Below are 26,089 nucleotides of genomic sequence, written 5' to 3'. Positions count from 1 at the left end.
TGAAGGCGAGGCGCTCGGGGGGGTAGTTGGGGTCGAGAGCGACGTAGAAGGCGCCGGCCTTGAGGGTGGCGAGGACGGCGACGGCCATGTCGAGGGACTTGTCGAGGCAGATGCCGACGGCGCCGCCAGGAGTCACGCCGCGAGAGGCGAGGTGGTGGGCGAGCTGATTGGCGCGTGCATCGAGAGCGGCGTAGGTGAGCGAGCGCGAGCCATCGGAGATGGCGATGGCGTCGGGCGTGCGGAGCGCCTGGGCCTCGAAGGGGCCGTGCAGCGTCGTGACGGCGTGAGACTCGCGTGACGTGTCATTCCAGGAGACGAGGGACTGGTGACGCTCCTGCTCATCGAGCAGGGGCAGGCGCCACAGCGACTGACCCGGATTGTTCACCGCGGACTTCAGCAGGCGCACCAGATGCGCACCCATCCGCTCCGCGGTGCTCCGGTCGAACAGGTCGGTGTTGAACTCGAGCAGGCCGCCGATGTCGTCGCCGAAGTCACCGCAGAGCAGGGACAGGTCGAACTTGGCCGTGCCGCTGTCCACCTGCATCGGCTCGAGCGGACTCTTCTCCTCACCGTCCTCCGGCCCGGCCGAGCGGCCCGTGTTCTGAAGAGCGAACATGACCTGGAAGAGCGGAGACCGGCTCAGGTCGCGCTCGGGCTTCAGCTCGTCGACGAGCTTCTCGAAGGGCACGTCCTGGTGCGTGTACGCGCCGAGCGTCGTCTCCTTCACCTGGGCCAGCAACTCGCGGAACGTCATCTCCCCTGTCAGCCGTGCGCGCAGCGCGAGCGTGTTGACGAAGAAGCCGACGATGCCCTCTATCTCCGAGCGCTGCCGATTCGCGATGGGCGAGCCGACGACGATGTCGTCCTGGCCCGAGTAGCGAGCGAGCAACACCTGGAACGCGGACAGCAGTGCCATGAAGGGCGTGACGCCTTCACGCAGGCACAGCGCGCGCAGCTCGGCGGTGAGCTGTGAGCCCAGCTCGATGGGGAGCGTGCCGCCGTTCGCCGTCTGAACGGGAGGACGCGGCCTGTCGGTGGGCAGCTCCAGTGCATGGGGAGCCCCGGCGAGCTGACCTCGCCACCAGCTCACCTGCTTGGAGAGGGCTTCGTCGCGCAGCCAGCCTCGCTGCCACGCCGCGTAGTCCGCGTACTGAAGCTCCAGCGGCGCGAGCGGCGAGGGGAGTCCCTGGGCGAACGCGGCGTAGAGCGCTCCGACTTCCCGCGTGAGGATGCCGTTGGACCAGCCGTCCGAGACAATGTGGTGGACGGTGACGAGCAGGATGTGGCGCTGCTCGGAGAGGCGAAGCACGGAGGCACGGAGCAGCGGGGCCTGGGAGAGCTCGAACGGCTTCTGCGCTTCGAGTTGGGCCAGTCGCCGCGCTTCGGTCTCACGCGAGGCTTCGGGCAAGGCCTCCAGGTCCGTCACCGGGACGGCCAGCTCCACACGAGGAAGGATGTGCTGGACGGCCTCTCCATCTTCCTGGACGTGGAACGAGGTGCGCAGCGCTTCATGGCGCTGCACCAGCTCCTGAATCGCCCGCTCCAGCGCCGCGAGGTTCAGTCCCCCATGGAGCTGGATGGCCGAGGGGATGTTGTAGAACGGACTGCCCGGCTGGAGCCTGTCGAGGAACCACAGGCGCTGCTGCGCGAAGGACAGCGGCAGCGGTCCAGTGCGAGGCACCGCCACGAGCGGAGGCAGCTGGAGCGACATGTCCCCGTGGCCTACGGCATCGACACGAGCCGCGAGCGCAGCAACGGTTGGCGCCTCGAAGAGAGCGCGAAGAGGCAGCTCGACGTCGAAGGCCTTGCGGACACGAGAGACGACCTGGGTGGCGAGGAGGGAGTGTCCACCGAGGGCGAAGAAGTCGTCGGAGACGCTGACGGAGTCGAGGTGGAGGACCTCTGCCCAGATGGCGGCGAGGCGAGTCTCGGTGGGGTTGCGAGGCGCGAGGAAGGAGTCGGTGGGGCTGGAGTCGGGAGCCGGGAGAGCCTTCCTGTCGAGCTTGCCGTGGGTGTTGATGGGCAGAGCGTCGAGGGCGACGAAGGCCGAGGGCACCATGTACTCGGGGAGGCTGAGGAGCAGCTCCGCGCGAAGAGAAGAGGTGTCGACGGAGGCCGGAGTGACGTAGGCGACGAGGCGCTTGAGTCCGGGGACGTCCTCGCGGACGAGGGCAGCGGCGTGGTGGACGGAGGCCAGCGCTTCGAGAGCAGCTTCGACTTCGCCCAACTCGATGCGGAAGCCGCGCAGCTTCACCTGGAAGTCGATGCGGCCGAGGTACTCGAGGTGGCCGTGGGCAAGCCAGCGAGCCTTGTCACCGGTGCGGTAGATGCGAGCGCCCGGCACCGAGGAGAAGGGGTTGGGGACGAAGCGCTCAGCGGTGAGGTCCGGGCGGAGGTGGTAGCCGCGAGCGAGGCCATCGCCGCCGATGAAGAGCTCTCCGGGGACGCCGATGGGGGCGGGCTGGAGAGATGCGTCGAGGATGAAGGTGGAGACGTTGGAGAGAGGCCCACCGAGGGCGGGGCGAGCGGAAGCGCGGATGGAGAGCGCGGTGGTGTCGACGGTGGCCTCGGTGGGCCCGTAGACGTTGAAGGCGCTCAGCGAAGGCGCGGAGGAAAGCGCGGTCCAGAGAGAGTCGTCGATGGCCTCGCCGCCGATGAGGAGACGAAGGGGGCGGCCGGACTCCGCGAGGCCCTCGTCGAGGAGGAGGCGGAGGTGAGAGGGGGCGCAGTCGAGGACGTCGAGCTGGTGCTTCTGAATCCAGGAGAGGAGCAGGGGGACGTCTTCGCGAGCGGCCTGAGGGACGAAGCAGAGGCAGTGGCCCTGGGAGAGGAAGACGAGCTGCTGGACGGAGGCGTCGAAGGAGAGGGGCGCGTTGAGAGAGACGCGGAGCGGGCGCTGGACGTCGGAGTAGACGGCAGAGGAGAGGGCGGCGAGGAGATTCACCACGGAGGAGTGGTGGACCATGACGCCCTTGGGCTTGCCGGTGGAGCCCGAGGTGTAGATGACGTAGGCGAGGTGGGAAGGAAGGGAGACGCGAGGAGGATTGGAGGTGGGGAGCGCGGCGAGAGAAGCGCGCAGTGTGGTGTCGTCGAGGCAGAGGTCCGAGCAGGAGGCCGAGTCGAGACGAGGCAGGAGGTGGGACTGGGTGAGGACGAAGGGAGCGCCGGAGTCCAGGAGCATGAAAACCAGGCGCTCGCGGGGGTAGGCGGGGTCGAGAGGGACGTAGGCGGCGCCGGCCTTGAGGACGGCGAGGAGGGCGACGAGGGAGTCGACGGAGCGCTCCAGGCAGAGGGCGACACGGACTTCGGGCCCGACACCGCGCGAGCGCAGCAGGTGAGCGAGCTGGTTCGAGCGCTGGTTGAGCTGGAGAAAGGAGAGAGACGCGGAGTCGTCGAGGACGGCGAGGGCGTCGGGCGTGAGAGCGGCCTGGGCCTCGAAGCGCTCGTGGAAGGCGCCAGTCCAGGGCAACTCACGGCGGGTGTTGTTCCACTCGACGAGCACCTGACGGCGCTCCTCGGCCGGCAACATTGGCAGCTCACCCACGAGGGTATCGGGGGTGGTGATGGCGGCATCGAGGAGGGTGCCGAAGTGCGCGACCATTCGGGCGATGGTGGACTCATCGAACAAGTCCGTGCGGTAGCCCAGCGCGCCTTCCAGTCCCTCGCCCAGCGTCAGGGTGAGGTCGAACTTCGCGCTCTGCGCTCCCGAGTCGAAGGCCTCCAGGCGAAGCGGTGACGTCTCCGCCGTACTCCCAGGCACTTCCATGCTCGTCGTCGGTGCGTTCTGCAGGGCGAGCATCACCTGGAACAGCGGGGAGTGACTGAGGGTGCGGTGAGGGTTGAGTTCCTCGACGAGCTTCTCGAAGGGGACGTCCTGATGCTCGTAGGCGCCGAGCGTGGTGCGTTTCACCTGCGCGAGCAGCTCGCGGAAGCGGAGTCCCGGTTGGAGCTGCGTGCGCAGCACGAGGGTGTTCACGAAGAAGCCGATGAGCCCCTCTGTCTCCGCTCGGGTGCGTCCCGCGATGGGGGAGCCGACGGAGAGGTCGTCCTGCCCGGAGTAGCGGGAGAGGAGGAGCTGCCAGACGGCGAGCAACGCCATGAAAGGCGTCACGCCCTCGCGCTGGCAGAACGCGAGGAGTCGCTCGTTCACGGAGGGAGGCAGGCGCACGGGGAAGGAGGCGCCCCGGTTCGACTGGACTGGCGGACGAGGCCGGTCGGTGGACAGCTCCAGGAAGGGAGGCGCGCCGGAAAGCTGCTGTCTCCAATAGGAGAGCTGCTGCTCCAACGCGTCGTCACGCAGCCATGAGCGCTGCCAGGCGGCGAAGTCAGCGTACTGCACGGGGAGGGCTTCCAGCCGAGGTGGCTGCCGGGTGGCGTGCGCGGAATAGAGCTCCGCCAGCTCACGGAGCAGGATTCCCGTGGACCAGCCGTCGGAGGCGATGTGATGGACCGTCCCGACGAGGACATGGCGCTGCGCGTCCAGCCGCAGCAGCAGCACGCGGAAGATGGGGCCGTGCTCCAGGTCGAAGGGCCGTGAAGCCTCCTCGCTCACCAGTCGGCGGGCCTCGACGAGCTTCGTATCTTCCGGGAGGGACTCCAGCTCCCTCACCGTGACGAGCATGGGCTTGGGGGCGTGGATGTGCTGACGCGGCTCTCCGTCGCGCGTCACGAACGTGGTGCGCAGGGATTCGTGGCGCTCGACGAGCGACGTGAAGGCGCCCTGGAGCGCGTCCACCTCGAGCGGCCCTTGCAGGAGCAGGGCGAGGGGAATGTTGTAGGTGGAGCTTCCGGGCTCGAGCTGGTCGATGAGCCACAGGCGCTGCTGTGCGAAGGACAACGGCAGCTCGCCCGTGCGCGGCACGGGAACGATGGCGGGCGCGCGGGCGCGCGGTGAGGCTCCTCCATCCTCGCCAAGGCGGGTGGCGAGCGCGGCGATGGTGGGGGTCTCGAACAGCGCGCGGAGAGGCAGCTCCACGTCGAGAGTCCTGCGCACGCGTGAGACGACCTGCGTGGCGAGCAGGGAGTGGCCGCCGAGCGAGAAGAAGTTGGCGGTGACGCTGACCTTGTCGAGCTGAAGCACTTCGGCCCAGATGGCCGACAGCGTCTCCTCGATGGCACTGCGAGGCGCGACGAAGAGGCTGTCCTCCGTGCCCTGCTCGGGGACGGGCAGGGCCTGCCGGTCGACCTTGCCGTTGGGCGTCAGCGGCAGCGCGTCCAGGCGCATGAAGACCGTGGGCAGCATGTACTCGGGCAGCCGCTCGCGCAGTGAGGCGAGCAGCGTGTCCGTATCGAGCGGCGCGGAGACGAGATAGGCGACGAGGCGGTGCTGGCCAGGGACGTCCTCGCGCACGAGGACGATGCTGTCACGCACGCCCGGTTGCGCGCGGAGGGCGGCTTCAATCTCGCCCAGCTCGATGCGCAGACCGCGCAGCTTCACCTGGAAGTCGGTGCGGCCCAGGTACTCCAGTCGCCCTTCCGCGAGCCACCGGACCTTGTCACCGGTGCGGTACAGGCGCGCTCCAGGCGTGGATGCGAACGGGTCCGGGGTGAAGCGCTCCGCGGTGAGCGCGGGCCTGCCGAGGTAGCCCAGGGCCACCTGCGCACCGCCCAGGTACAGCTCCCCTGGGACACCCGGCGGGACGGGCCGCAGGGTGTCGTCGAGCACATAGGCGCGTGTGTTGGCGACGGGACGACCGATGGGAATGGAGACGCCCGACGTGACGGCATCGACGACGGTGTAGGTCGAATCGATGGTGACTTCGGTGGGGCCGTAGAGATTGACGAGCCGCGCCTGAGGGAGCCGCTCGCGGGCGAGGGACGCGAGCGAGGCGGAGAGCGCCTCACCTCCGCAGAACAGCCACCTCAGGGACGTGGCGCGAGCCAGTGAGGGCTCGTCGAGGACGAAGCGCAGCAGGGACGGGACGAGTTGGAGGACGGTGATGCCCTGCCGGACGACGCAGTCGAGCAGCAGCGCCGCATCGCGGTGGGCGTCAGTGGGCGCGAGCACGAGCGGCGCACCCGCGAGGAGCGGAGCCCAGCACTCCCAGACGGACGCGTCGAAGGCGAGCGGCGTCTTGAGCAGCACCCTGTCTCGCGCGGTGAGCGGGAAGACCTGGAGGAACCAGGCCATGTGATTGGCGAGCGCGCGGTGGGGAATGAGCACGCCCTTGGGCTGTCCCGTGGAGCCCGAGGTGTAGATGACGTATGCGGGAGCGTCGGGCTCCGGCTTCGACAGGAGAGGCTCAGACGGTGTGCGCGCGAGCTCCTCCGCGTGCGAGGCGGAGTCGAGGCAGAGGATGTCGAGTCCGTCGGGCAGGAGCGAGACGAGCGCCTCCTGGGACAGCACGAGGCGAGCCCCGCTGTCGCGCAGCATGAACGCGAGGCGCTCACGCGGGTAGTCGGGAGACAGCGGGAGGTAGGCGGCACCCGCCTTGAGGATGGCGAGCAGGGCGACGGGGAGCTGGGGCGTGCGATGCGTGAGCAGCGCAACGAAGTCGCCAGGGCGCACCCCTCGCGAGCACAGCACCCGGGCGAGCTGGTCGGCGCGCTGGTTGAGCTGTGTGAAGGAGAGCGCTTCGTCATCGGAGAGGACGGCGAGGGCCTCGGGCGTGAGGCGGGCCTGCTGCTCGACGAGTCGATGGACGAAGGGTTCGGTGGCGACGTCCGTGCCCGTCTCGTTCCAATCGAGCAGGACCTGCCGCTGCTCCTGCTCGGTGAGCAGCGAGCAGGACGCGACGGGGATTTGGGGCCGCGAGACGAGTGCTTCGACGAGCGTGGTGTAGTGAAGGGCGAGTCGCTCGACGGTGGCGTGCTCGAACAGGTCTGAGTTGTAGCCGAGCGAGCCCGCGTAGCCCTCCGGCAGCTCCACGAGGTTGAGGTTGAGCTCGAACTTGGACGTGACGCCGTCGACGTCCACGGGGCTGATCGTCAGCGCCTGCTTCTGGATGGCGGAGGCGGGCGTGTTCTGGAGGGAGAAGAGGACCTGGAACAGCGGGCTGCGGCTCAAGTCACGGGCCGGCTGGAGCACCTCGACCAGTCGCTCGAAGGGCACGTCCTGATGAGCGTAGGCGCCGAGCGCGGTCTCCTTCACCTGTCGCAACAGGTGCTGGAACGAAGCCTGTCCGTCGATGCGCGCCCGGAAGACCAGCGTGTTGACGAAGAATCCGATGAGGCCTTCGAGCTCCGCGCGCTGGCGACCCGCGATGGGCGAACCGACGGTGAGGTCGTCCTGGCCCGAGTAGCGCGAGAGGAGCAACTGCCACGCGGCGAGCAGCGCCATGAACGGCGTGGCGCCCTCCTGCTGGCACAGCGCCTTGAGCTTCTCGGCGGTGGAGGCGGGCAGGAACACGCCGACGTTGCCGCCGCGCGAGGTCATGACCGGAGGACGCGGCTTGTCGGTGGCCAGCTCCAGTGGCACGACGCCGGAGAGCTGGTTGCGCCAGAAGGAGAGCTGCCTTTCGAGCACCGCACCCTGGAACCAATCGCGCTGCCAGACGGCGTAGTCGGCGTACTGGATGGCGAGGGGCGAAAGCGGTGACGGCCTACCGTGGGCGAAGGCGTCGTAGAGCGCGGCGACTTCCTGGACGAGCACGCCCATGGACCAACCGTCGGAGACGATGTGGTGCATGTTGAGCGCGAGCACGTGCTCGGTAGGCGACAGCTCCAGGAGCTGCGCGCGGATGAGCGGTCCCGTGGAGAGGTTGAAGGGACGAGCCAGCTCCTCGAGGAGCAGTCGCTTCACTTCCTCGCGAGCGGTGGAGGGCTCCAGGCTCCGCAGGTCCACGCGCACCAGGGGCAGCTCGCCGTGGTGGGCGATGCGCTGGTAGGGCTGGTCGTCCTGCTGGAAGAAGGTGGTGCGCAGCGCCTCGTGACGCCGCACCAGCTCGTCGAAGGAACGCTGGAGCGCCGCCGTGTCGAGCGGCCCTTCCAGGCGCACGAAGGACGGCATGTGGTACGCGGCCCCGCCGGGCTGGAACTGATCGATGAACCAGAGCCGGAGCTGCGCGAAGGACAGGGGCACCAGGCCTTCGCGCGACACGGGGACGATGGGCGGCGCGAGCGCCTGCGTCTCTCCCAGCCCTTCGTCTTCGATGCGGGCCGCGAGCGCGGCGACGGTGGGCGCCTCGAAGAGCGCGCGCAGCGGAAGCTCGACGGCGAAGGCGGACCGGATGCGCGAGATGACCTGGGTGGCGAGCAGCGAGTGACCACCGAGCGCGAAGAAGTTGTCCGTGACGCTCACGCGTGGCAGGTGCAGGACGCCGGAGAACACCTTGGCCAGCTTCTCTTCCTGGGGTGTCCTGGGCGCGATGAATGGGGCCTCGCGCTCCTGCGCACCCAGGTCGGGCGCGGGCAACATGCGCCGCGCGAGCTTGCCGCTGGGCGTCAGCGGGAGCGTCTCCAGCGAGACGAAGGCCGTGGGCACCATGTACTCGGGCAGGTGCTGGAGCAGGAGGGTCCGCAGGTTCTCCGCGCTCGGGGGCCCCGACGCGGACACGGGGACGAAGTAGCCGACGAGGCGCTTGAGGCCGGGGGCGTCCTCACGGACCGTCGCGGCGGCGTCGCGGATGCCGGGGATTGCGCGCAGCGCGGCCTCGACTTCACCCAGCTCGACGCGGAAGCCTCGCAGCTTCACCTGTCCATCGAGGCGACCGAGGAACTCGACGGTGCCGTCCGCCTTCCAGCGCGCCGAGTCACCCGTGCGGTAGACGCGAGCGCCGGGCGTGGTGCTGAAGGGATGGGGAACGAATTTCTCCGCCGTCAGCTCGGGCCTGCCCGCATAGCCGAGGGCCAGGTGCGCGCCGCCGATGAAGAGCTCGCCCGGCACGCCGATGGGCGTCGGCTGGCCCAACGCATCCAGCACGAAGAGCTGGGTGTGCGGCAGCGGCCCGCCGATCGACGGAAGGCGGGGCCAGGAGGAGGGTGCGCCCTGGAGCCGGTGGGCGGAGACGACGTGCGTCTCGGAGGGGCCGTACTGATTCTCCAGGATGCAGCCCGGCAGCTTCTCGAACAGCGCGATGAGCGCGGGAGTGACCTGGAGCTGCTCCCCGGCCGTCACGACTTCGCGCAGGGCGGTGGGCAGGGTGGCGCCGTGAGAGACGGCGTCCGCGATGGCCTGGAGCGCGACGAAGGGCAGGAAGAGCCGCTCGACTCGATGCTGATGCATGAAGTCGAGCAGCGCCGGGATGTCCTGGCGCAGTCCTCCGGTGGGAAGCACGAGGGTGCCGCCCGCCCACCAGGTGGAGAACAGCTCCTGGCAGGAGACGTCGAAGCTGAGCGACGCGAACTGGAGCGTCGTGGCCGACGGCTTCTCGGACTGGCGCAACTGCCACGTCAGCAAGTGGCTCAGCGCGCGGTGTGGCAGCGCGACGCCCTTGGGCCGTCCGGTGCTGCCGGAGGTGTAGATGATGTACGCCGGAGACTCGGTCGAGACGGAGACGTCTGGCGCGTGCTCGGGCAGTGCCGCCAGCGACTCGGCCTGCTCATCCAGCAGAACGAGTCGTGCTCGCGACGAAGGAAGCACCGCGCGCAGGGCGGAGTGCGAGAGGACGACAGGCGCCGCGGAGTCCTCGAGCATGAAGGCGAGGCGCTCTGCGGGGTAGTTCGGGTCGAGCGGGAGGTACGACGCACCGGCCTTGAGGGTGGCGAGGACGGCGACGGCCATGTCGAGGGACTTGTCGAGGCAGATGCCGACGGCGCCGCCAGGAGTCACGCCGCGAGAGGCGAGGTGGTGGGCGAGCTGATTGGCGCGTGCATCGAGGGCGGCGTAGGTGAGCGAGCGCGAGCCATCGGAGAGGGCGATAGCGTCGGGTGTGCGGAGCGCCTGGGCCTCGAAGGGGCCGTGTAGCGTCGTGACGGCGTGAGACTCGCGTGACGTGTCATTCCAGGAGACGAGGGACTGGTGACGCTCCTGCTCATCGAGCAGGGGCAGGCGCCACAGCGACTGACCCGGGTTGTTCACCGCGGACTTCAGCAGGCGCACCAGATGCGCGCCCATGCGCTCCGCGGTGCTTCGGTCGAACAGGTCGGTGTTGAACTCGAGCAGGCCGCCGATGTCGTCGCCAAAGTCACCGCAGAGCAGGGACAGGTCGAACTTGGCCGTGCCGCTGTCTACCTGCATCGGCTCGAGTGGACTCTTCTCCTCACCGTCCTCCGGCCCGGCCGAGCGGCCCGTGTTCTGAAGAGCGAACATGACCTGGAAGAGCGGAGACCGGCTCAGGTCGCGCTCGGGCTTGAGCTCATCGACGAGCTTCTCGAAGGGCACGTCCTGGTGCGTGTACGCGCCGAGCGTCATCTCCTTCACCTGAGCCAGCAACTCGCGGAACGTCATCTCCCCCGTCAGCCGTGCGCGCAGCGCGAGCGTGTTGACGAAGAAGCCGACGATGCCCTCTATCTCCGAGCGCTGGCGATTCGCGATGGGCGAGCCGACGACGATGTCGTCCTGGCCCGAGTAGCGAGCGAGCAACACCTGGAATGCGGACAGCAGAGCCATGAAGGGCGTGACGCCTTCACGCAGGCACAGCGCGCGCAGCTCGGCGGTGAGTTGCGAGCCCAGCTCGATGGGGAGAGTGCCGCCGTTCGCCGTCTGAACGGGAGGACGCGGCCTGTCGGTGGGCAGCTCCAGGGCGTGCGGAGCCCCGGCGAGCTGACCTCGCCACCAGCTCACCTGCTTGGAGAGGGCTTCGTCGCGCAGCCAGCCTCGCTGCCACGCCGCGTAGTCCGCGTACTGAAGCTCCAGCGGCGCGAGCGGCGAGGGGAGTCCCTGGGCAAACGCGGCGTAGAGCGCTCCGACTTCCCGCGTGAGGATGCCGTTGGACCAACCGTCCGAGACGATGTGGTGGACGGTGACGAGCAGGATGTGGCGCTGCTCGGAGAGGCGAAGCACGGAGGCACGGAGCAGCGGGGCCTGGGAGAGCTCGAACGGCTTCTGCGCTTCGAGTTGAGCCAGTCGCCGCGCTTCTGTCTCACGCGAGGCTTCGGGCACGGCCTCCAGGTCCGTCACCGGGACGGACAGCTCCACACGAGGATGGATGTGCTGGACGGCCTCTCCGTCCTCCTGGACGTGGAACGAGGTGCGCAGCGCTTCATGGCGCTGCACCAGTTCCTGAATTGCCCGCTCCAGCGCGGCGAGGTTCAGTCCCCCATGGAGCTGGATGGCCGAGGGGATGTTGTAGAACGGACTGCCCGGCTGGAGCCTGTCGAGGAACCACAGGCGCTGCTGCGCGAAGGAAAGCGGCAGCGGTCCAGTGCGAGGCACCGCCACGAGCGGAGGCAGCTGGAGCGACAGGTCCCCGTGGCCCACGGCATCGACGCGAGCCGCGAGCGCAGCAACGGTTGGCGCCTCGAAGAGAGCGCGCAGAGGCAGCTCGACGTCGAAGGCCTTGCGGACGCGAGAGACGACCTGGGTGGCGAGGAGGGAGTGTCCACCGAGGGCGAAGAAGTCGTCGGAGACGCTGACGGAGTCGAGGTGGAGGACCTCTGCCCAGATGGCGGCGAGGCGAGTCTCGGTGGGGTTGCGAGGCGCGAGGAAAGAGTCGGTGGGGCTGGAGTCGGGAGCCGGGAGCGCCTTCCTGTCGAGCTTGCCGTGGGTGTTGATGGGCAGTGCGTCCAGGGCGACAAAGGCCGAGGGCACCATGTACTCGGGGAGGCTGAGGAGCAGCTCCGCGCGAAGAGACGAGGTGTCGACGGAAGCGGGGGTGACGTAGGCGACGAGGCGCTTGAGGCCCGGGACGTCTTCACGGACGAGGGCAGCGGCGTGGTGGACGGAAGCCAGCGCTTCGAGAGCGGCCTCGACTTCGCCCAACTCGATGCGGAAGCCACGCAGCTTCACCTGGAAGTCGATGCGGCCGAGGTACTCGAGGTGGCCGTGGGCCAGCCAGCGAGCCTTGTCACCGGTTCGGTAGAGGCGAGCGCCAGGGACGGAAGAGAAGGGATTGGGGACGAAGCGCTCGGCGGTGAGGTCCGGGCGGAGGTGGTAGCCGCGAGCCAGGCCGTCGCCGCCGATGAAGAGCTCTCCGGGGACGCCGATGGGAGCGGGCTGGAGAGAGGCGTCGAGGATGAAGGTGGCGACGTTGGAGAGCGGCCCACCGAGTGCGGGACGCGCAGAGGAGCGGATGGAGAGCGCGGTGGTGTCGACGGTGGCCTCAGTGGGCCCGTAGACGTTGAAGGCGCTCAGGGAGGGCGAAGAGGAAAGCGTCGCCCAGAGAGCGTCGTCGATGGCCTCACCGCCAATGAGGAGACGCAAGGGGCGCTGAGAAGAAGCAAGGCCCTCGTCGAGGAGGAGGCGGAGGTGAGAAGGGGCGCAGTCGAAGACGTCGAGCTGGTGCTTCTGAATCCAGGAGAGAAGCAGCGGGACGTCTTCGCGAGCGGCCTGAGGGACGAAGCAGAGGCAGTGGCCCTGGGCGAGGAAGACGAGCTGCTTGACGGAGGCGTCGAAAGAGAGAGGCGCGTTGAGGGAGATGCGGAGCGGGCGCTGGACGTCGGAGTAGACGGCAGAGGAGAGGGCGGAGAGGAGATTCACCACGGAGGAGTGGTGGACCATCACGCCCTTGGGCCTGCCGGTGGAGCCTGAGGTGTAGATGACGTAGGCGAGGTGGGAGGGAAGGGAGACGCGAGGAGGGTTGGAGTCCGGGAGCGCGGCGAGAGAGGCGCGCAGTGCGGCGTCATCGAGGCAGAGGGCCGAGCAGGAGGCCGAGTCGAGACGAGGCAGGAGGTGGGACTGGGTGAGGACGAAGGGAGCGCCGGAGTCCTGGAGCATGAAAGCCAGGCGCTCGCGAGGGTAGGCGGAGTCGAGAGGGACGTAGGCGGCGCCGGCCTTGAGGATGGCGAGGAGGGCGACGAGGGAGTCGACGGAGCGCTCCAGGCAGAGGGCGACGCGGACTTCGGGCCCGACACCACGGGCGCGCAGCAGGTGGGCGAGCTGGTTGGAGCGCTGGTTGAGCTGAGAGAAGGAGAGAGAGGCGGAGTCGTCGAGGACGGCGAGGGCGTCGGGCGTGAGAGCGGCCTGGGCCTCGAAGCGCTCGTGGAAGGCGCCAGTCCAGGGCAGCTCGCGGCGGGTGTCGTTCCACTCGACGAGCACCTGACGGCGCTCCTCGGCCGGCAACATCGGCAGCTCGCTCAGCCGCAACTCCGGTGTGGTGACGACGGCGTCGAGGAGAGTGCCGAAGTGCGCGACCATCCGAGCGATGGTGGACTCATCGAACAAGTCCGTCCGGTAGCCCAGCGCGCCTTCCAGTCCCTCGCCCAGTGTCAGCGTGAGGTCGAACTTCGCGCCCGGCGCTCCCGAGTCGAAAGCCTCCAGGCGAAGCGGTGACGTCTCCGCCGTACTCCCAGGCACTTCCATGCTCGTCGTCGGTGCGTTCTGCAGGACGAGCATGACCTGGAACAGCGGCGAGTGACTGAGGGTGCGGTGAGGGTTGAGTTCCTCGACGAGCTTCTCGAAGGGGACGTCCTGATGCTCGTAGGCGCCGAGCGTGGTGCGTTTCACCTGCGCGAGCAGCTCGCGGAAGCGGAGTCCCGGTTGGAGCTGCGTGCGCAGCACGAGGGTATTCACGAAGAAGCCGATGAGCCCCTCTGTCTCCGCTCGGGTGCGTCCCGCGATGGGGGAGCCGACGGAGAGGTCGTCCTGCCCGGAGTAGCGGGAGAGGAGGAGCTGCCAGACGGCGAGCAACGCCATGAAAGGCGTCACGCCCTCGCGCTGGCAGAACGCGAGGAGTCGCTCGTTCACGGAGGGAGGCAGGCGCACGGGGAAGGAGGCGCCCCGGTTCGACTGGACTGGCGGACGAGGCCGGTCGGTGGACAGCTCCAGGAAGGGAGGCGCGCCGGAGAGCTGCTGTCTCCAATAGGAGAGCTGCTGCTCCAACGCGTCGTCACGCAGCCAGGAGCGCTGCCAGGCGGCGAAGTCAGCGTACTGCACGGGGAGGGCTTCCAGCCGAGGCGACTGGCGGGTGGCGTGCGCGGAATAGAGCTCCGCCAGCTCACGGAGCAGGATTCCCGTGGACCAGCCGTCGGAGGCGATGTGATGGACCGTCCCGACGAGGACATGGCGCTGTGCGTCCAGCCGCAGCAGCAGCACGCGGAAGATGGGGCCGTGCTCCAGGTCGAAGGGCCGTGAGGCCTCCTCGCTCACCAGTCGGCGGGCCTCGACGAGCTTCGTATCTTCCGAGAGGGACTCCAGCTCCCTCACCGTGACGAGCATGGGCCTGGGGGCGTGGATGTGCTGACGCGGCTCTCCGTCGCGCGTCACGAATGTGGTGCGCAGGGATTCGTGGCGCTCGACGAGCGACGTGAAGGCGCCCTGGAGCGCGTCCACCTCGAGCGGCCCTTGCAGGAGCAGGGCGAGGGGAATGTTGTAGGTGGAGCTTCCGGGCTCGAGCTGGTCGATGAGCCACAGGCGCTGCTGCGCGAAGGACAACGGCAGCTCGCCCGTGCGCGGCACCAGGACGAGCGGAGGCCGCACCGTGCCCTTGCCCGTGAGGGTCGCCGCATCGAGCCGCCGGGCCAGCGCTTCGATGGTGGGGGCCTCGAACAGCTCCCGCAGCGCCAGCTCCACCTTGAAGGTGTTGCGGATGCGCGAGACGAGCTGCGTGGCGAGCAGTGAATGTCCGCCGAGCGCGAAGAAGTCGTCCTCGATGCCGACCTGTGGGACGCGAAGGACCTGCGCCCAGATGGAGGCGAGCAGCTCCTCGGTGGGCGTGCGCGGCGCGACGTAGGTGGAGGAGGGAGCAGAGAGCACGGCCTCGGGAGGAGGCAGTGCCTTGCGGTCAATCTTCGCGTTGGCGGTGAGAGGGAGTGCGTCCAGGCGGAGCAGGGACGACGGCACCATGTACTCAGGGAGCCGAGACTTGAGGAAGGCTCGGAGGGAGACGGCGTCCAGGTCGTCGCCGACAAAGTAGCCGACGAGGCGCTTGTCGCCGGGGACGTCCTCGCGAGCGATGGCGATGGCATCGCGGATGGAGGGATGCGCGAGCATCGCGGCTTCGACTTCGGGCAACTCGATGCGGAAGCCGCGCACCTTCACCTGCGCGTCGGCGCGACCGATGAAGGCGAGCGTCCCGTCGTGGCTCCAGCGGACAAGGTCGCCGGAGCGATAGAGGCGCGCCCCAGGGACGGAGGAGAACGGGTCCGGGATGAACCGCTCCGCGGTGAGTGAAGGCTGGCCGACGTAGCCGCGAGCCAGGCCGTCACCACCGATGAAGAGCTCGCCGGTGATGCCGATGGGGACGGGCTGAAGCGAGGAGTCGAGGACGAGCAGGCGGGTGCCGTTGGTGGGCCTGCCGATAGGCACCGTTGCGCCAACGTCTTCGGGCCGAGCGGCCAGGAAGGTCGTGGCGAAGACGGTGGTTTCCGTCGGGCCGTAGCAGTTGGTGACGGAGACGCCCCAGTCCTGCAACGCGCGTCGGACATGAAGGGGCGAGACGATGTCGCCGCCAGTGAGGACGCGCTGGAGGGAAGGAGGCGCGGGGAGACGACTCTCGACGAGCTGGGAGAACAGACCGCTGGTGGCCCAGAGCGTGGTGACGCCGTGTCGAGCGACAGTCTGGAAGAGCTCCTCGAGCGAGGGGGCCTGAGGAGGGAGGACGACGAGGCGCGCGCCGTGGAGCAGGGCGCCCCAGATTTCGAACGTGGTGGCGTCGAAGGAGATGGGAGCGAGGAGGAGGTGGGTCTGCTCGGGCCCGAAGCGGGTGTAGTCGACGCCGACGAGGATGTGGATGACGCCGCTGTGGGTGCAGCCAACGCCCTTGGGCTTGCCGGTGGAGCCGGAGGTGAAGTCGATATAGGCGAGCGACGCGGGGAGGGCGGAAGGAGGCAGGGCCCGGGTGGGGCTGTGGGCCAGCGACACTTCATCCAACAGGACACACGCCAGCCCGTCGGTGGGAAGCTTGTCCAGGAATGCGCGGGTGGAGACGAGGACCTCGGGCCGCGCGTCCTCCATCATCGAAGCGAGACGCTCGCGCGGATACTTCGTGTCGAGGGGGACGTAGGCGGCGCCAGCCTTGAGGATGGCGACGAGGGCGATGATGAGTTCGGCGGAGCGGTCGACGGCGATGGCGACGCGGGAGTCGGTGCGGACGCCGAGCGAGCGCAGGTGCCAGGCGAGCTGGTTGGAGCGCTCGTCGAGCTGACGGTAGGTGAGGGAGGTGTCACCGAAGAGGAGCGCGACGGAGTCGGGCGCACGTGCGACGACGTCGGCGAAGACGGCGGGCAGGGTGGAGTCCGGCGAGACGAGCGCGGGAGCCGAGGCCCAGTTGGTGAGGACGTCTCGCCGCTCCTCGACGGTCAGCATGGAGTGGGTAGCGAGCGGAGCGTCGGGCCGGGCGACGACCGCTTCGACGAGCAGCTCGAAGTGCCGCGTCATGCGCTCGATGGAGGCTCGCTCGAACAGGTCCGTGTTGTAGGTCAGCGCGCCGAAGAGGCCGTCCGGCCCGTCCACGAAGTGCAGCTCGAGTTCGAACTTGATGACGGTGGCTTCAACCTCCACCGGACTGAGCGACAGCTCCTGCTTCTGGAGGGCCGACGCGGGTGTGTTCTGGAGCGCGAAGAGGACCTGGAACAGCGGGCTGCGGCTCAGGTCTCGACGAATCTGAAACTCCTCGACCAGGCGCTCGAAGGGGACGTCCTGGTGCGCGTAGGCCCCCAGGGCGGTCTCCTTCACCTGCCGCAAGAGCTGGAGGAACGTCGCGTTCGTGTCGATGCGCGCGCGGAAGACGAGCGTGTTGACGAAGAATCCGATGAGCCCTTCGAGCTCCGCGCGCTGGCGACCCGCGATGGGTGAGCCGACGGCGATGTCGTCCTGCCCGGTGTGACGGGACAGGAGCAACTGCCATGCGGCGAGCAGCGCCATGAACGGCGTGATGCCTTCACGCTGGCACAGCGTCTTGAGCCGCTTGGAGACCTCTGGCCGCAAGGTGACGAGCACCTGGGCACCGGTGAAGGTCTGCACGGGAGGGCGCGGCTTGTCGAGCGGCAGGTCCAGCGTGGCCACACCCATCAGGCGTCCGCGCCACCATGCGAGCTGCTGCTCCAGCACTTCGCCCTGGAGCCAGTCTCGCTGCCAGACGGCGTAGTCGGCGTACTGGAGGGACAGGGGCGGAAGCGGCGACGGTGCCCCCATCGCGAAGGCCCCGTAGAGGGTGGCGACCTCCTGGGTGAGCACGCCCATGGACCAACCGTCGGAGACGATGTGGTGCATGTTGAGCGCGAGGAAGTGCTCGGTGGGGGACGTCTCCAGCAGCAGGGCGCGGACGAGCGGGCCGGTGGAGAGGTTGAACGGACGCAGGTACTCCTCGCGCAGCAGTCGCTCCACCTCCTGGCGGACGGCGTCCGGCGTCTGTCCCTGGACCTTCACCACGGTCACCGGCAGCTCCGCGTGCGGGGCGACGATCTGGAAGGGCTCGTCGTTCTGCTGGAGGAACGTGGTGCGCAGCGCCTCGTGGCGCCTCACCAACTCGGCGAAGGCCCGCTGGAGCGCGGACAGATGAAGCGCTCCGTCCAGTCGGACGAAGGAGGGCATGTTGTACGTCGCGCCGCCGGGCTGGAGCTGGTCGAGGAACCAGAGGCGTTGCTGCGCGAAGGACAGCGGCAGCGGTCCCGTGCGGGGCACTGGAACCAACGCGGGCGGCTGCCGGTTCCGCGACGTCATCAACGTGGTGTCGATGCTCGCCGCGAGGGCGACCACCGTGGGTGCGCCGAAGACGGTGCGCAGCGGCAGCTCCACGCCGAACGCGGACCGCACACGCGACACGACCTGGGTGGCGAGCAGCGAGTGCCCTCCGAGCGCGAAGAAGTTGTCGGTGACGCTCACTCGCGGCACGTGCAGGACGTCGGCGAAGAGCGCGGCGAGCTTCTCCTCCAATGGAGTGCGGGGCGCGGCGAAGGCGGCACCTCCGCGCAGACTCTCCGCATCGGGCGCGGGCAGGCGCTTGCGCGCGAGCTTGCCGCTGGGCGTGAGGGGCAGCGCGGGCAGCGCCACGAACGCGGACGGCAACATGTACTCGGGCAGGCGCTGGAGTACGAACGCGCGCAGGGCCTCGGTGTCGAGCATGGCGTCGGGCGAGACGACGACGTAGCCGACCAGTCGCCTGTCGCCCGGCACATCCTCGCGAACGATGACCGCGGCATCACTCAGCCCCGGCGCGGAGCGGAGCACGGACTCGACTTCACCCAGCTCGACGCGGAAGCCGCGCAGCTTGACCTGGGAGTCGAGCCGCCCCAGGAAGTCGAGCGTGCCGTCCGCGCGCCACCGCGCCGCGTCTCCAGTGCGATGGAGCCGCGCGCCCGGCACCGTCGAGAAGGGGTCGGGGACGAACGCCTTCGCGGTGACTTCTGGCTGTGACAGGTAGCCGTGCGCCAGGTGGGTGCCACCGATGTACAGCTCTCCCGAGACGCCGATGGGCACCGGATGTCCGAGTGCATCCAGGACGTAGAGCCGCGTGTGGCCGACTGGCCCGCCGATGGACGGAAGCCGGGGCCAGGACGTGGGAGTGCCCTGGAGTCGGAAGGCGGAGACGACGTGCGCCTCGGAAGGACCGTACTGGTTCTCCAGGACGCTGCCCGGCAGCTTCGCGAAGAACGCGGCGACGGTGTCGCTCACCTGGAGTTGCTCACCCGCCGTCACCACTTCCCGCAGCGCGGAGGGCAGGGTGGCGCCATGCGAGACAGCGTCGGCGATGGCCTGAAGGGCGACGAAGGGCAGGAAGAGCCGCTCGACGCGCTGCTGCTGCATGAAGTCGAGCAGCGCGGGGATGTCCTGGCGCAGTCCTCCGGTGGGAAGCACGAGGGTGCCGCCCGCCCACCAGGTGCAGAACATCTCCTGGACGGAGACGTCGAAGTTGAGCGACGCGAACTGCAACGTGGTGGCGCGCGGCTGGGGAGCGCGCTTCAGCTGCCACGTGAAGAGCGCGCTCAGCGCGCGGTGGGGCATGACGATGCCCTTGGGCACCCCCGTGCTCCCGGACGTGTAGATGATGTAGGCGGGGCTCTCCGCCGAGACGTCGAGACCTGGCGCGCGTCGGGACTGGCCGGCGACAATGGCCGCGTCGACATCCAACAGGAGGACGCGAGCGCCGCCATCGGCGGGCAGCGACGGCGTGAGCCGGGAGTGGGTGAGGACCACGGGCGCACGCGTGTCCGCGAGCATGAAGGCGAGGCGCTCGGCGGGATAGCTGGGGTCCAACGCGACATAGCTGGCCCCCACCTTGAGCGTGGCCAGGACGGCCACGGCCATGTCGAGCGACTTGTCCAGGCAGATGCCGACGATGCTCCCCGGCGTCACGCCTCGCGCGAGCAGGTGGTGCGCGAGCTGATTGGCCCGCGCGTCCAGCGCCGCGTAGGTGAGCGAGTTGGTGCCGTCGGTGACGGCGATGGCGTCGGGCGTGCGAAGCGCCTGGGCCTCCACGGGCGCGTGGAGCGTGGTGGGCGCGAAGGGCTCCCGCGACGTGTCGTTCCACGAGACGAGGACCTGGCGACGCTCGGGCTCCTCCATCATCGGCAGGCGCCAGACGGGCTGGAGCGGGTCCTCGACGGCGGCTCGCAGCAGGCGCACGAACTGGTCCGCCATGCGCTGGACCGTCGCCGTGTCGAAGAGGTCGGTGTTGTATTCGAACACCGCGTTGAACACGTTGCCGTCGTCGGACGCCAGCAGCGAGAGGTCGAACTTGGCGGTGCCGCTGATGGCATCCAGCGGACGGACCTTGAGCGGCGCGTCGGGGTCTTCCTGTCCCTGCGTCTTCGGCGTGTTGTGCAGGGCGAGCATCACCTGGAACAGGGGCGTGCGGCTCTGGTCCCTCTCGGGACGCAGCTCGTCCACCAGCTTCTCGAACGGGACGTCCTGGTGCGCATAGGCACCGAGCGTCGTCTCGCGCACCTGGGCCAGCAGCTCGCGGAACGTCATGCCCGGGGTGAAGCGGGCGCGCAGCGCGAGCGTGTTGGCGAAGAAGCCGATGAGGCCTTCCAGGTCCGCCCGCATCCGGTTGGCGATGGGCGAGCCGACGATGATGTCGTCCTGCCCGGAGTAGCGCGCGAGCAGCGTCTGATAGGTGGCCAGCAGCACCATGAAGGGTGTGACACCCTCCTGGTGGCACAGCGCGTGGACGGCGGGCGCGAGCGCGGCGGGAAGGTCGACGCGCAGCATGTCCCCGCGCAGCGACTGGATGGGAGGCCGCGGCCTGTCGGTGGGCAGCTCCAGCGCGTGCGGCGCGTCGGCCAACTGGGTGCGCCAGTAGGCGAGCTGTGACTCGAGCACGTCGCCCGTCAGCCAGCCGCGCTGCCAGACGGCGAAGTCCGCGTACTGCACGGGCAGCTCCGGCAGCGGCGAGGGCCGGCCGAGCGCGAACGCCAGATAGAGGGCGGGGACCTCTTGCGAGAGGACGCCAATGGACCAGCCGTCGGAGATGACGTGGTGATTGACGATGAGCAACACGTGCTCGTGCTCATCGAGCGTCAAGAGCCGCGCGCGCAAGAGCGGGCCGGTGGCCAGGTCGAAGGGCGTGCGCGCTTCCGCGTCCGCCAGTCGCTGCGCCTCCGCGTCGCGCGCCTCCGGGGGAAGGGCGCGCAGGTCGTCGACGGAGATGGTGAACGGCGCGGGCGGTGAGACGGCCTGGACGGGGCCGTCCTGCAGCGAGCGGAGGCGGGTGCGCAGCGTCTGGTGACGCCGCGCCAGCTCCGTGAAGGCGCGCTCCAGCAGCGAGTGCTCCAGCGGGCCCGTGAAGCGCAGGCCGTAGAACATGTTGTAGGCGGGACTGCCGGGCTGGAGCTGATCCAGGAACCAGAGCCGCTGCTGCGCGTACGACAGCGGCGCGCCGTCGCCGTGACCCGTGGGGATGGGCCCGGTGAGGGACTGGCCGGACTCGAAGAGCCGCGCCGCCAGCGCCTTCACGTGGGGCTCGCGCAAGAGCGAGTGTCCGTCTCCAGGCGTGTCGTCGACCTGGGCGCCCTCCTCCGCGAGCACCGCCCAGCCCTTGTCCTTCTCCACGTCCGCGGCGTCCACGACTTCGGCGGAGCGAACGATGCGCGCGGAAGCGGCAAAGGCCTCGGGGACGTAGCGACGCGCGGCGCGCACGTGGGCGGAGAAGAGCTTGAAGCGCGCGCGCAGGAACTCGAGCGTCGTGGCCGCGGGCAGCAGCCCCTGGCGCGTGCCCTCCGCGTGCAGATGCACCAGCAGGGGCTCGGGGTCCTTGCCCGTGGTGAGCGCGGCGGGAAGCTCGAGCGGGGGCAGGCCCGCCTGGAGCGCCAGCTCTCGCGCGAAGAGGGCGGCGTGCGCGGCGAGCGCCTGGGCGGAGATGCTCCTGTCGGGTGACGCGGGCGGCGGCTCGATGAGCGTGAGCCGCGCGACGTGGCCGTCACGCTGGAGGAGGCGCGCCATCTCCCACGCGATGACCGCGCCGAGCGCCCAGCCCGCGAGGTGATACGGCCCTTCGGACCGCTCCGCGCGCAGGGCCTCCACGTAGAAGACGGCCATCGCCTCCAGCGACTCCAGCGGCGCGCGCCCGTCGTCCAGGCCTCGCGCCTGGATGCCGACCACGGGCTGGGACGCCGGAGCGTGGCGGACCAGCTCCGCGTAGCAGTCCAGGCGGCCGTCCATCGGATGCACGAGGAAGAGCGGGCTCGCCGCGTCGTTCCCCGCGCGCAGGGGCACCAGGGGAGAGGCGGAGGGGCTCGCTTCGGATGGGATGACGGGCCCGACGGACGTCGGGGAGTCGTTGCGCGTGCTCACGGAGTACTCCAGTCAATTCATTGCGCGGGGCCGGGACGCTGCGTGCTCAGGACGGGGTGTTTCCCGTCGCCGAGAGCGGACTCTCGGGCACGGCGCCAGCCGGGGGCTGCTCGGAAGGAAGAGAAGTGGCGAGCGGGTGGGAAGGAATCATGTCCGGAAGCTCTTCCTGGACGCGCCGCGCGCGAGGAGACAACAGGAGGAGTCCGACGGCGCCCAGCACCGCGAACCCCAGGACGACGAACAAGAACGCGATGCCACGCCCGGTGCCGGTGCCCAGCACGCGCCCCACGCTGCCGGCGAACGCTCCGCCCGGCGCCATCCACGGCTCGAAGACGCGGTCCGCCAGGGGACCTGCGATCAACGTGGTGAGCAGCACCCCGGACTGTCCCACCGTCTTGCGCAGCGCGGACACCCGGCCCTGGATTTCCAACGGCACCTTGAGCTGCCAGATGACATGGGAGTTGGTCGTGGTGAGCGGCATGGAGAACAGGAACAGCGCCGCCGCCGTGGCGAGCAGCGGCACGCTGGGCGGCAGCGCGGCCAGCAGCAGCATGACCGAGGCGATGATGGGGAAGCCCGCGATGCCGAGGATGCGGCGCTTGGGGCCGCCCCACACGCTGGTGAGGATGCCGCCCGCCAGCAGGCCCATGCCGGAGATGGAGCCAATCAGTCCCAGGTGCTTCAGGTCCGTGAAGGCCAGCACCAGCGGCGTGAAGAGCAGGAGCACCAGTGCGAGGCTCGAGTTGGTGAACGTGCTGAAGGCCAGGATGTACGACAGGCCCGGCCTGTCCCGGACGAAGCGCCACCCCTCCGCCAGCTCCGCGCGCATGGAGCGAGGCCCCGCGCGCCGCACCGAGGCCCCGGGCGCGGACGGGAAGCGCACCACCACCAGCACGCCCGCGGCGAACAGGAAGCTGACCACGTCCATGAAGAGCACGCCGTGCAGGCCGATGCTCCCCACCAGCAGGCCCGCGAACAGGGGCGACGCAATCTGGCTGATCGCCCCGCCCAGCTCCGCCATGCCGCTGGCCCGCCCCAGGTGCTGCTTGGGGATGAGCAGCGGCGTCGTGGCCGTCCACGCCGGCCAGCGAAACGCATTGCAACAGCCCCCCAGCAGGACGATGGGGTACAGGTACCAGGCCTTGAACGCGAGCTGGCCCAGGTCATCCGCCACCAGCAGCAGCCAGATGAGCGCGGTGGTGAGGCCGGAGCCCACGTCGCTCCAAAGCATCGCCTTCCTGCGGTCCCACCGGTCCACCAGCACTCCGGCGAACGGCGACAACACCGCCAGGGGCAGCGTGGCGAAGAAGGAGATGAGCACGAAGCGCGTCGTGGAGCCGGTGAGCTGGTAGACGTGCGCGCCAAGCGCGAACGACGTCAACCCCGAGCCGAAGAGGGAGACGAACTGCCCCAGCCATACGAGGCCGAAGGTGAGCAGCGGGCGCGACGGTGAAGCAGGCGACGGGGCAGTCATTTCGCGTGGCGATGCGAGCTGGGTTGGCTGGCGAGCTTCCCACTGGCCAGGGGCACGGCACAGGAACTGGGCACTCCCAGATCAGCTTCACAGCCCTGACGCATTCTTGCAAACAGACTACCCGGACAGTCGCGCTGATACCTGCTGAAACACGGACGGTGCGTGTGGCCGAAGGGAGGTGGCGGGGGAGGGGGCCCTTGTTGCGAGCGGGCGGGCACGTCGCACCTTCTTGCTCAGCAACCCGTTCACCACTTCCAGGAGGCCTTCATGGCGCACACCGACAAGGATGTCGACACGCTCAATTCCTTCCTCCGGGGCGAGATTTCAGCGGTGGAGACCTACCGGCAGGCGATGGGGCACATCGAGGATGACGTACGGCGTCGCACGCTGGAGGAGTGTCGACAGGACCACGAGCACCGCGTGGAGACGCTGCGCTCGCGCATCCTGCAACTCGACGGCAAGCCGGCGGAGGGCTCCGGCATCTGGGGCGCCTTCGCGAAGGTGGTCCAGGGCGGAGCGGACGTCCTGGGTGAGAACGCCGCCATCTCCGCGCTGGAGGAAGGCGAGGACCATGGCCTGCGCGACTACGAGCGCGACGCGGACAAGGTCCACGGCGACCTGCGGCGCTTCGTGCGCATGGAGCTGCTGCCCGCGCAGAAGAGTACGCACAAGAAACTCAGTCACCTGAAGCACACCCTCCACTGATGACGTGACGGGTGGGAAACCCCAGGCCCGGGCCCCGCGACTCGTTCGTGGACCCGGGCCGTTTCCGTTGGGACTCTCAACTTCCAGGAATGCGCGCGGTGCCTTGAATGGCCGGGCGTCGACCTCGTCACAACCGGCGCGGGTTTCATCTGAGGGAGTAGATCGCCGGGGTGGGGTTGGACGTCGAGGGTTTCACGCCGAGCGGATGGGGCCTGGAGGTTGGGGTTGTGGCGTGCGATAAACGGGGGTCCGCCGACGAGGCTGGAGGAGATGCATGTGGCTGGACGACAGCTCTTCGGAACGCGACGAGGTCTCCGGTGAAGCGCGGCGCGGAGACGAGCGGACCGTGGAGCCCGAGCCAAGGGAAGCGGAGCGCGAGAAGATGCCCCTGGCCCCCGTGGCGTTGAAGGAGAGCAGCCATGCGGGAGCGCTGAGCGCGACCTGTGAGGCGCTGTTCCGCTCCACCGAGGCGGCCCTGCCCTGGGCGTGGAAGCTGCTCCAACTGGCCAAGGGCCCTGGCGCCTTGTCGTCCGAGGCGCGCGGCGCGGCGCTGGAGTTCCTGGACCGCATTCCGCCGCACGTGCGCCGGGGCGTGAGCGAGCTGCTCGCCTTCAGCAACCTGTGGCAGGCGGTCTGCACCCGGCTGGGGCGCCCGGTGGCGCGCTCCACGGAGGAGCTGCTGCGAGAGCTGAACGAGGACCTGCAGCTGCTTCTGCGCGGCGCGCAGGCCCGGCTGGGGACGACGGCCGCGCTGGAGCAGGGCCTGCTGTTGCACCTGGGGCGCCTGCGCGAGTCGCGGGGCATGGAGCCTTCAGCCGCGCTGGAGCTGCGCGCCGCGCTGGACGCCTTCACCCACTCGGTGACGCAGGTGATGGCCGCGGCGAGCGCGTACCGCCGCGCGTGGGAGGCCGCGCAGGCGGAGCTGTCCGAGTCCGCGGAGTGGCTGGGCGCGGGAGACCCCGGCTTCTGCGCGTGGCTGGCCGAGCACCTCTCCGCGTCCGTGCCCGCCTGGCGCGAGGCGCATGCGTCCAGTCGGCTCCTCCAGGAACTGGGCGCGCTGTCCGGTCCTCCGTAGGCGGGCTGCTCAGGCCTCCACGAGGATGCGGTGCCGGTACAGCTCCAGCAGGATGTCCTCGGACAGGTCCGCCTGCTTGTGCTCGCGCAGGTGGTGTCGCACGGCCTCCACCGGCTGCCGGCCGGTGAACTCCACGAGCAGGCCATAGGCCTCTCCGGGGAGGGCAATCGCGTCGAAGTCGCTGTATGCGCCCAGGGCCACGCTGCCGTCGGGCAGCCACTGCACGGTGGCGTCCGGGTTGAAGCGGAGGGTGCGCGGCAGTTGGGGTGAGACGGAGGTCGCGAACAGCTTCTCCACGGCCTTCAGCTCGATGACGCCGTCCAGGCCCAGCAGCTTGTCGAGTCCGTCCGCCGTCAGCCCACGCACCAACTGGTAGCAGGCGCGGAAGTACTCCACCTCGCGGCCCGCGTGCTCCTTCCACAGCTCCGCGTAGACGCGCGTGGGGGGCGGCGCGTCGTCCAGGTCCTCCACGCCGAGCGGGACGCTGTTCAGCTCGGGGCGGTCCTTGCCGGAGAGGATGTAGTCCGGCAGCAGCTGGAGCGCCGTCCAGCGCGAGAGTTGAATCTCCGTCAGCGTCAGGTACGTCTTGAGGGACATCCAGAACTTGCGGCCGTCGGCGCCCGAGACGTACTTGCAGAAGAAGGTGGAGCAGACGGCCTCGCGGTACGGCCAGATGGTGCAGCCGCCGCTCTCTTCGCCGTAGTAGGGGCAGCGCAGCGACGCGGCCCGGCCGAAGAACTGGTGCCCGTTCTTGTAGAGGAAGTTGAACTTCGCCGGGGGCTTCACCCACTGCGGCGTCACGCCGATGCGGCCCGCGATGCGCGCCTCCATGCGACCGCGTCCCTCGGCCAGCTCCGGGCGCTCATCCGACAGCAGGGCGCCGACGAGGTAGTTCGGTAGGCGGGGAAAGTAGGTGCAGCACTTGGTGTCGGGACGGAAGAAGCGGCTGACTCCGTCCACGGACTCCACGGCGCCCTCCGCGTTGTCCTTGCACATGGCGCACTTGGAGCACGTGGCCTTGGTCTCCTCGGGGACGTCCTGCCGGAAGAAGCCCGGGAGGAGGTCGCGGTAGAGCTCGGGGAGACCTGGTTCTTATACTCATCTTCGAGCCCACAAGACGGAGGCT

Annotated in this window: 5 protein-coding genes; 2 read left to right on the top strand and 3 right to left on the bottom strand. The window is 69.3% G+C overall.

The genetic code is table 11. The features are described from left to right. Together FJV41_RS31380 and FJV41_RS31375 are read right to left on the bottom strand one after the other, a co-directional pair. A partial coding sequence (locus FJV41_RS31380) for a non-ribosomal peptide synthase/polyketide synthase (protein ID WP_141646272.1) occupies positions 1-21,709 on the bottom strand: 21,709 nt, incomplete at its 3' end. A 46-nt stretch (positions 21,710-21,755) separates the two neighbouring features. Continuing rightward, positions 21,756-23,183, bottom strand: a complete 1,428-nt coding sequence (locus FJV41_RS31375; RefSeq protein ID WP_141646271.1) for an MFS transporter — start codon at positions 23,181-23,183, stop codon at positions 21,756-21,758. A 267-nt stretch (positions 23,184-23,450) separates the two neighbouring features. On the opposite strand from FJV41_RS31375, the gene FJV41_RS31370 reads away from it, so the two are divergent. Further along, positions 23,451-23,888, top strand: coding sequence for a DUF2383 domain-containing protein (locus FJV41_RS31370; RefSeq protein ID WP_141646270.1), 438 nt, complete (start codon positions 23,451-23,453; stop codon positions 23,886-23,888). A gap of 274 nt (positions 23,889-24,162) precedes the next feature. Then, positions 24,163-24,963: a hypothetical protein gene (locus tag FJV41_RS31365; protein WP_141646269.1), complete on the top strand. Its 801-nt coding sequence runs from the start codon at positions 24,163-24,165 to the stop codon at positions 24,961-24,963. A 9-nt stretch (positions 24,964-24,972) separates the two neighbouring features. On the opposite strand, the gene FJV41_RS31360 is transcribed toward FJV41_RS31365, so the two are convergent. Further along, positions 24,973-25,959, bottom strand: a complete 987-nt coding sequence (locus tag FJV41_RS31360) for a hypothetical protein (protein WP_141646268.1) — start codon at positions 25,957-25,959, stop codon at positions 24,973-24,975. Positions 25,960-26,089 lie beyond the last annotated feature (130 nt).

The sequence above is a fragment of the Myxococcus llanfairpwllgwyngyllgogerychwyrndrobwllllantysiliogogogochensis genome, assembly GCF_006636215.1.
GTDB lineage: Bacteria > Myxococcota > Myxococcia > Myxococcales > Myxococcaceae > Myxococcus > Myxococcus llanfairpwllgwyngyllgogerychwyrndrobwllllantysiliogogogochensis.
The sequence above is the reverse complement of the archived record's forward strand: the minus strand, read 5'-3'. Positions and strand labels throughout refer to the sequence as shown.

What these genes read in the sequence shown, in the direction of transcription:
- FJV41_RS31375 (WP_141646271.1), bottom strand. Translation starts at nt 23,183, where the DNA reads ATGACTGCCCCGTCGCCTGCTTCACCGTCGCGCCCGCTGCTCACCTTC.
- FJV41_RS31370 (WP_141646270.1), top strand. Translation starts at nt 23,451, where the DNA reads ATGGCGCACACCGACAAGGATGTCGACACGCTCAATTCCTTCCTCCGG.
- FJV41_RS31365 (WP_141646269.1), top strand. Translation starts at nt 24,163, where the DNA reads ATGTGGCTGGACGACAGCTCTTCGGAACGCGACGAGGTCTCCGGTGAA.
- FJV41_RS31360 (WP_141646268.1), bottom strand. Translation starts at nt 25,959, where the DNA reads ATGTGCAAGGACAACGCGGAGGGCGCCGTGGAGTCCGTGGACGGAGTC.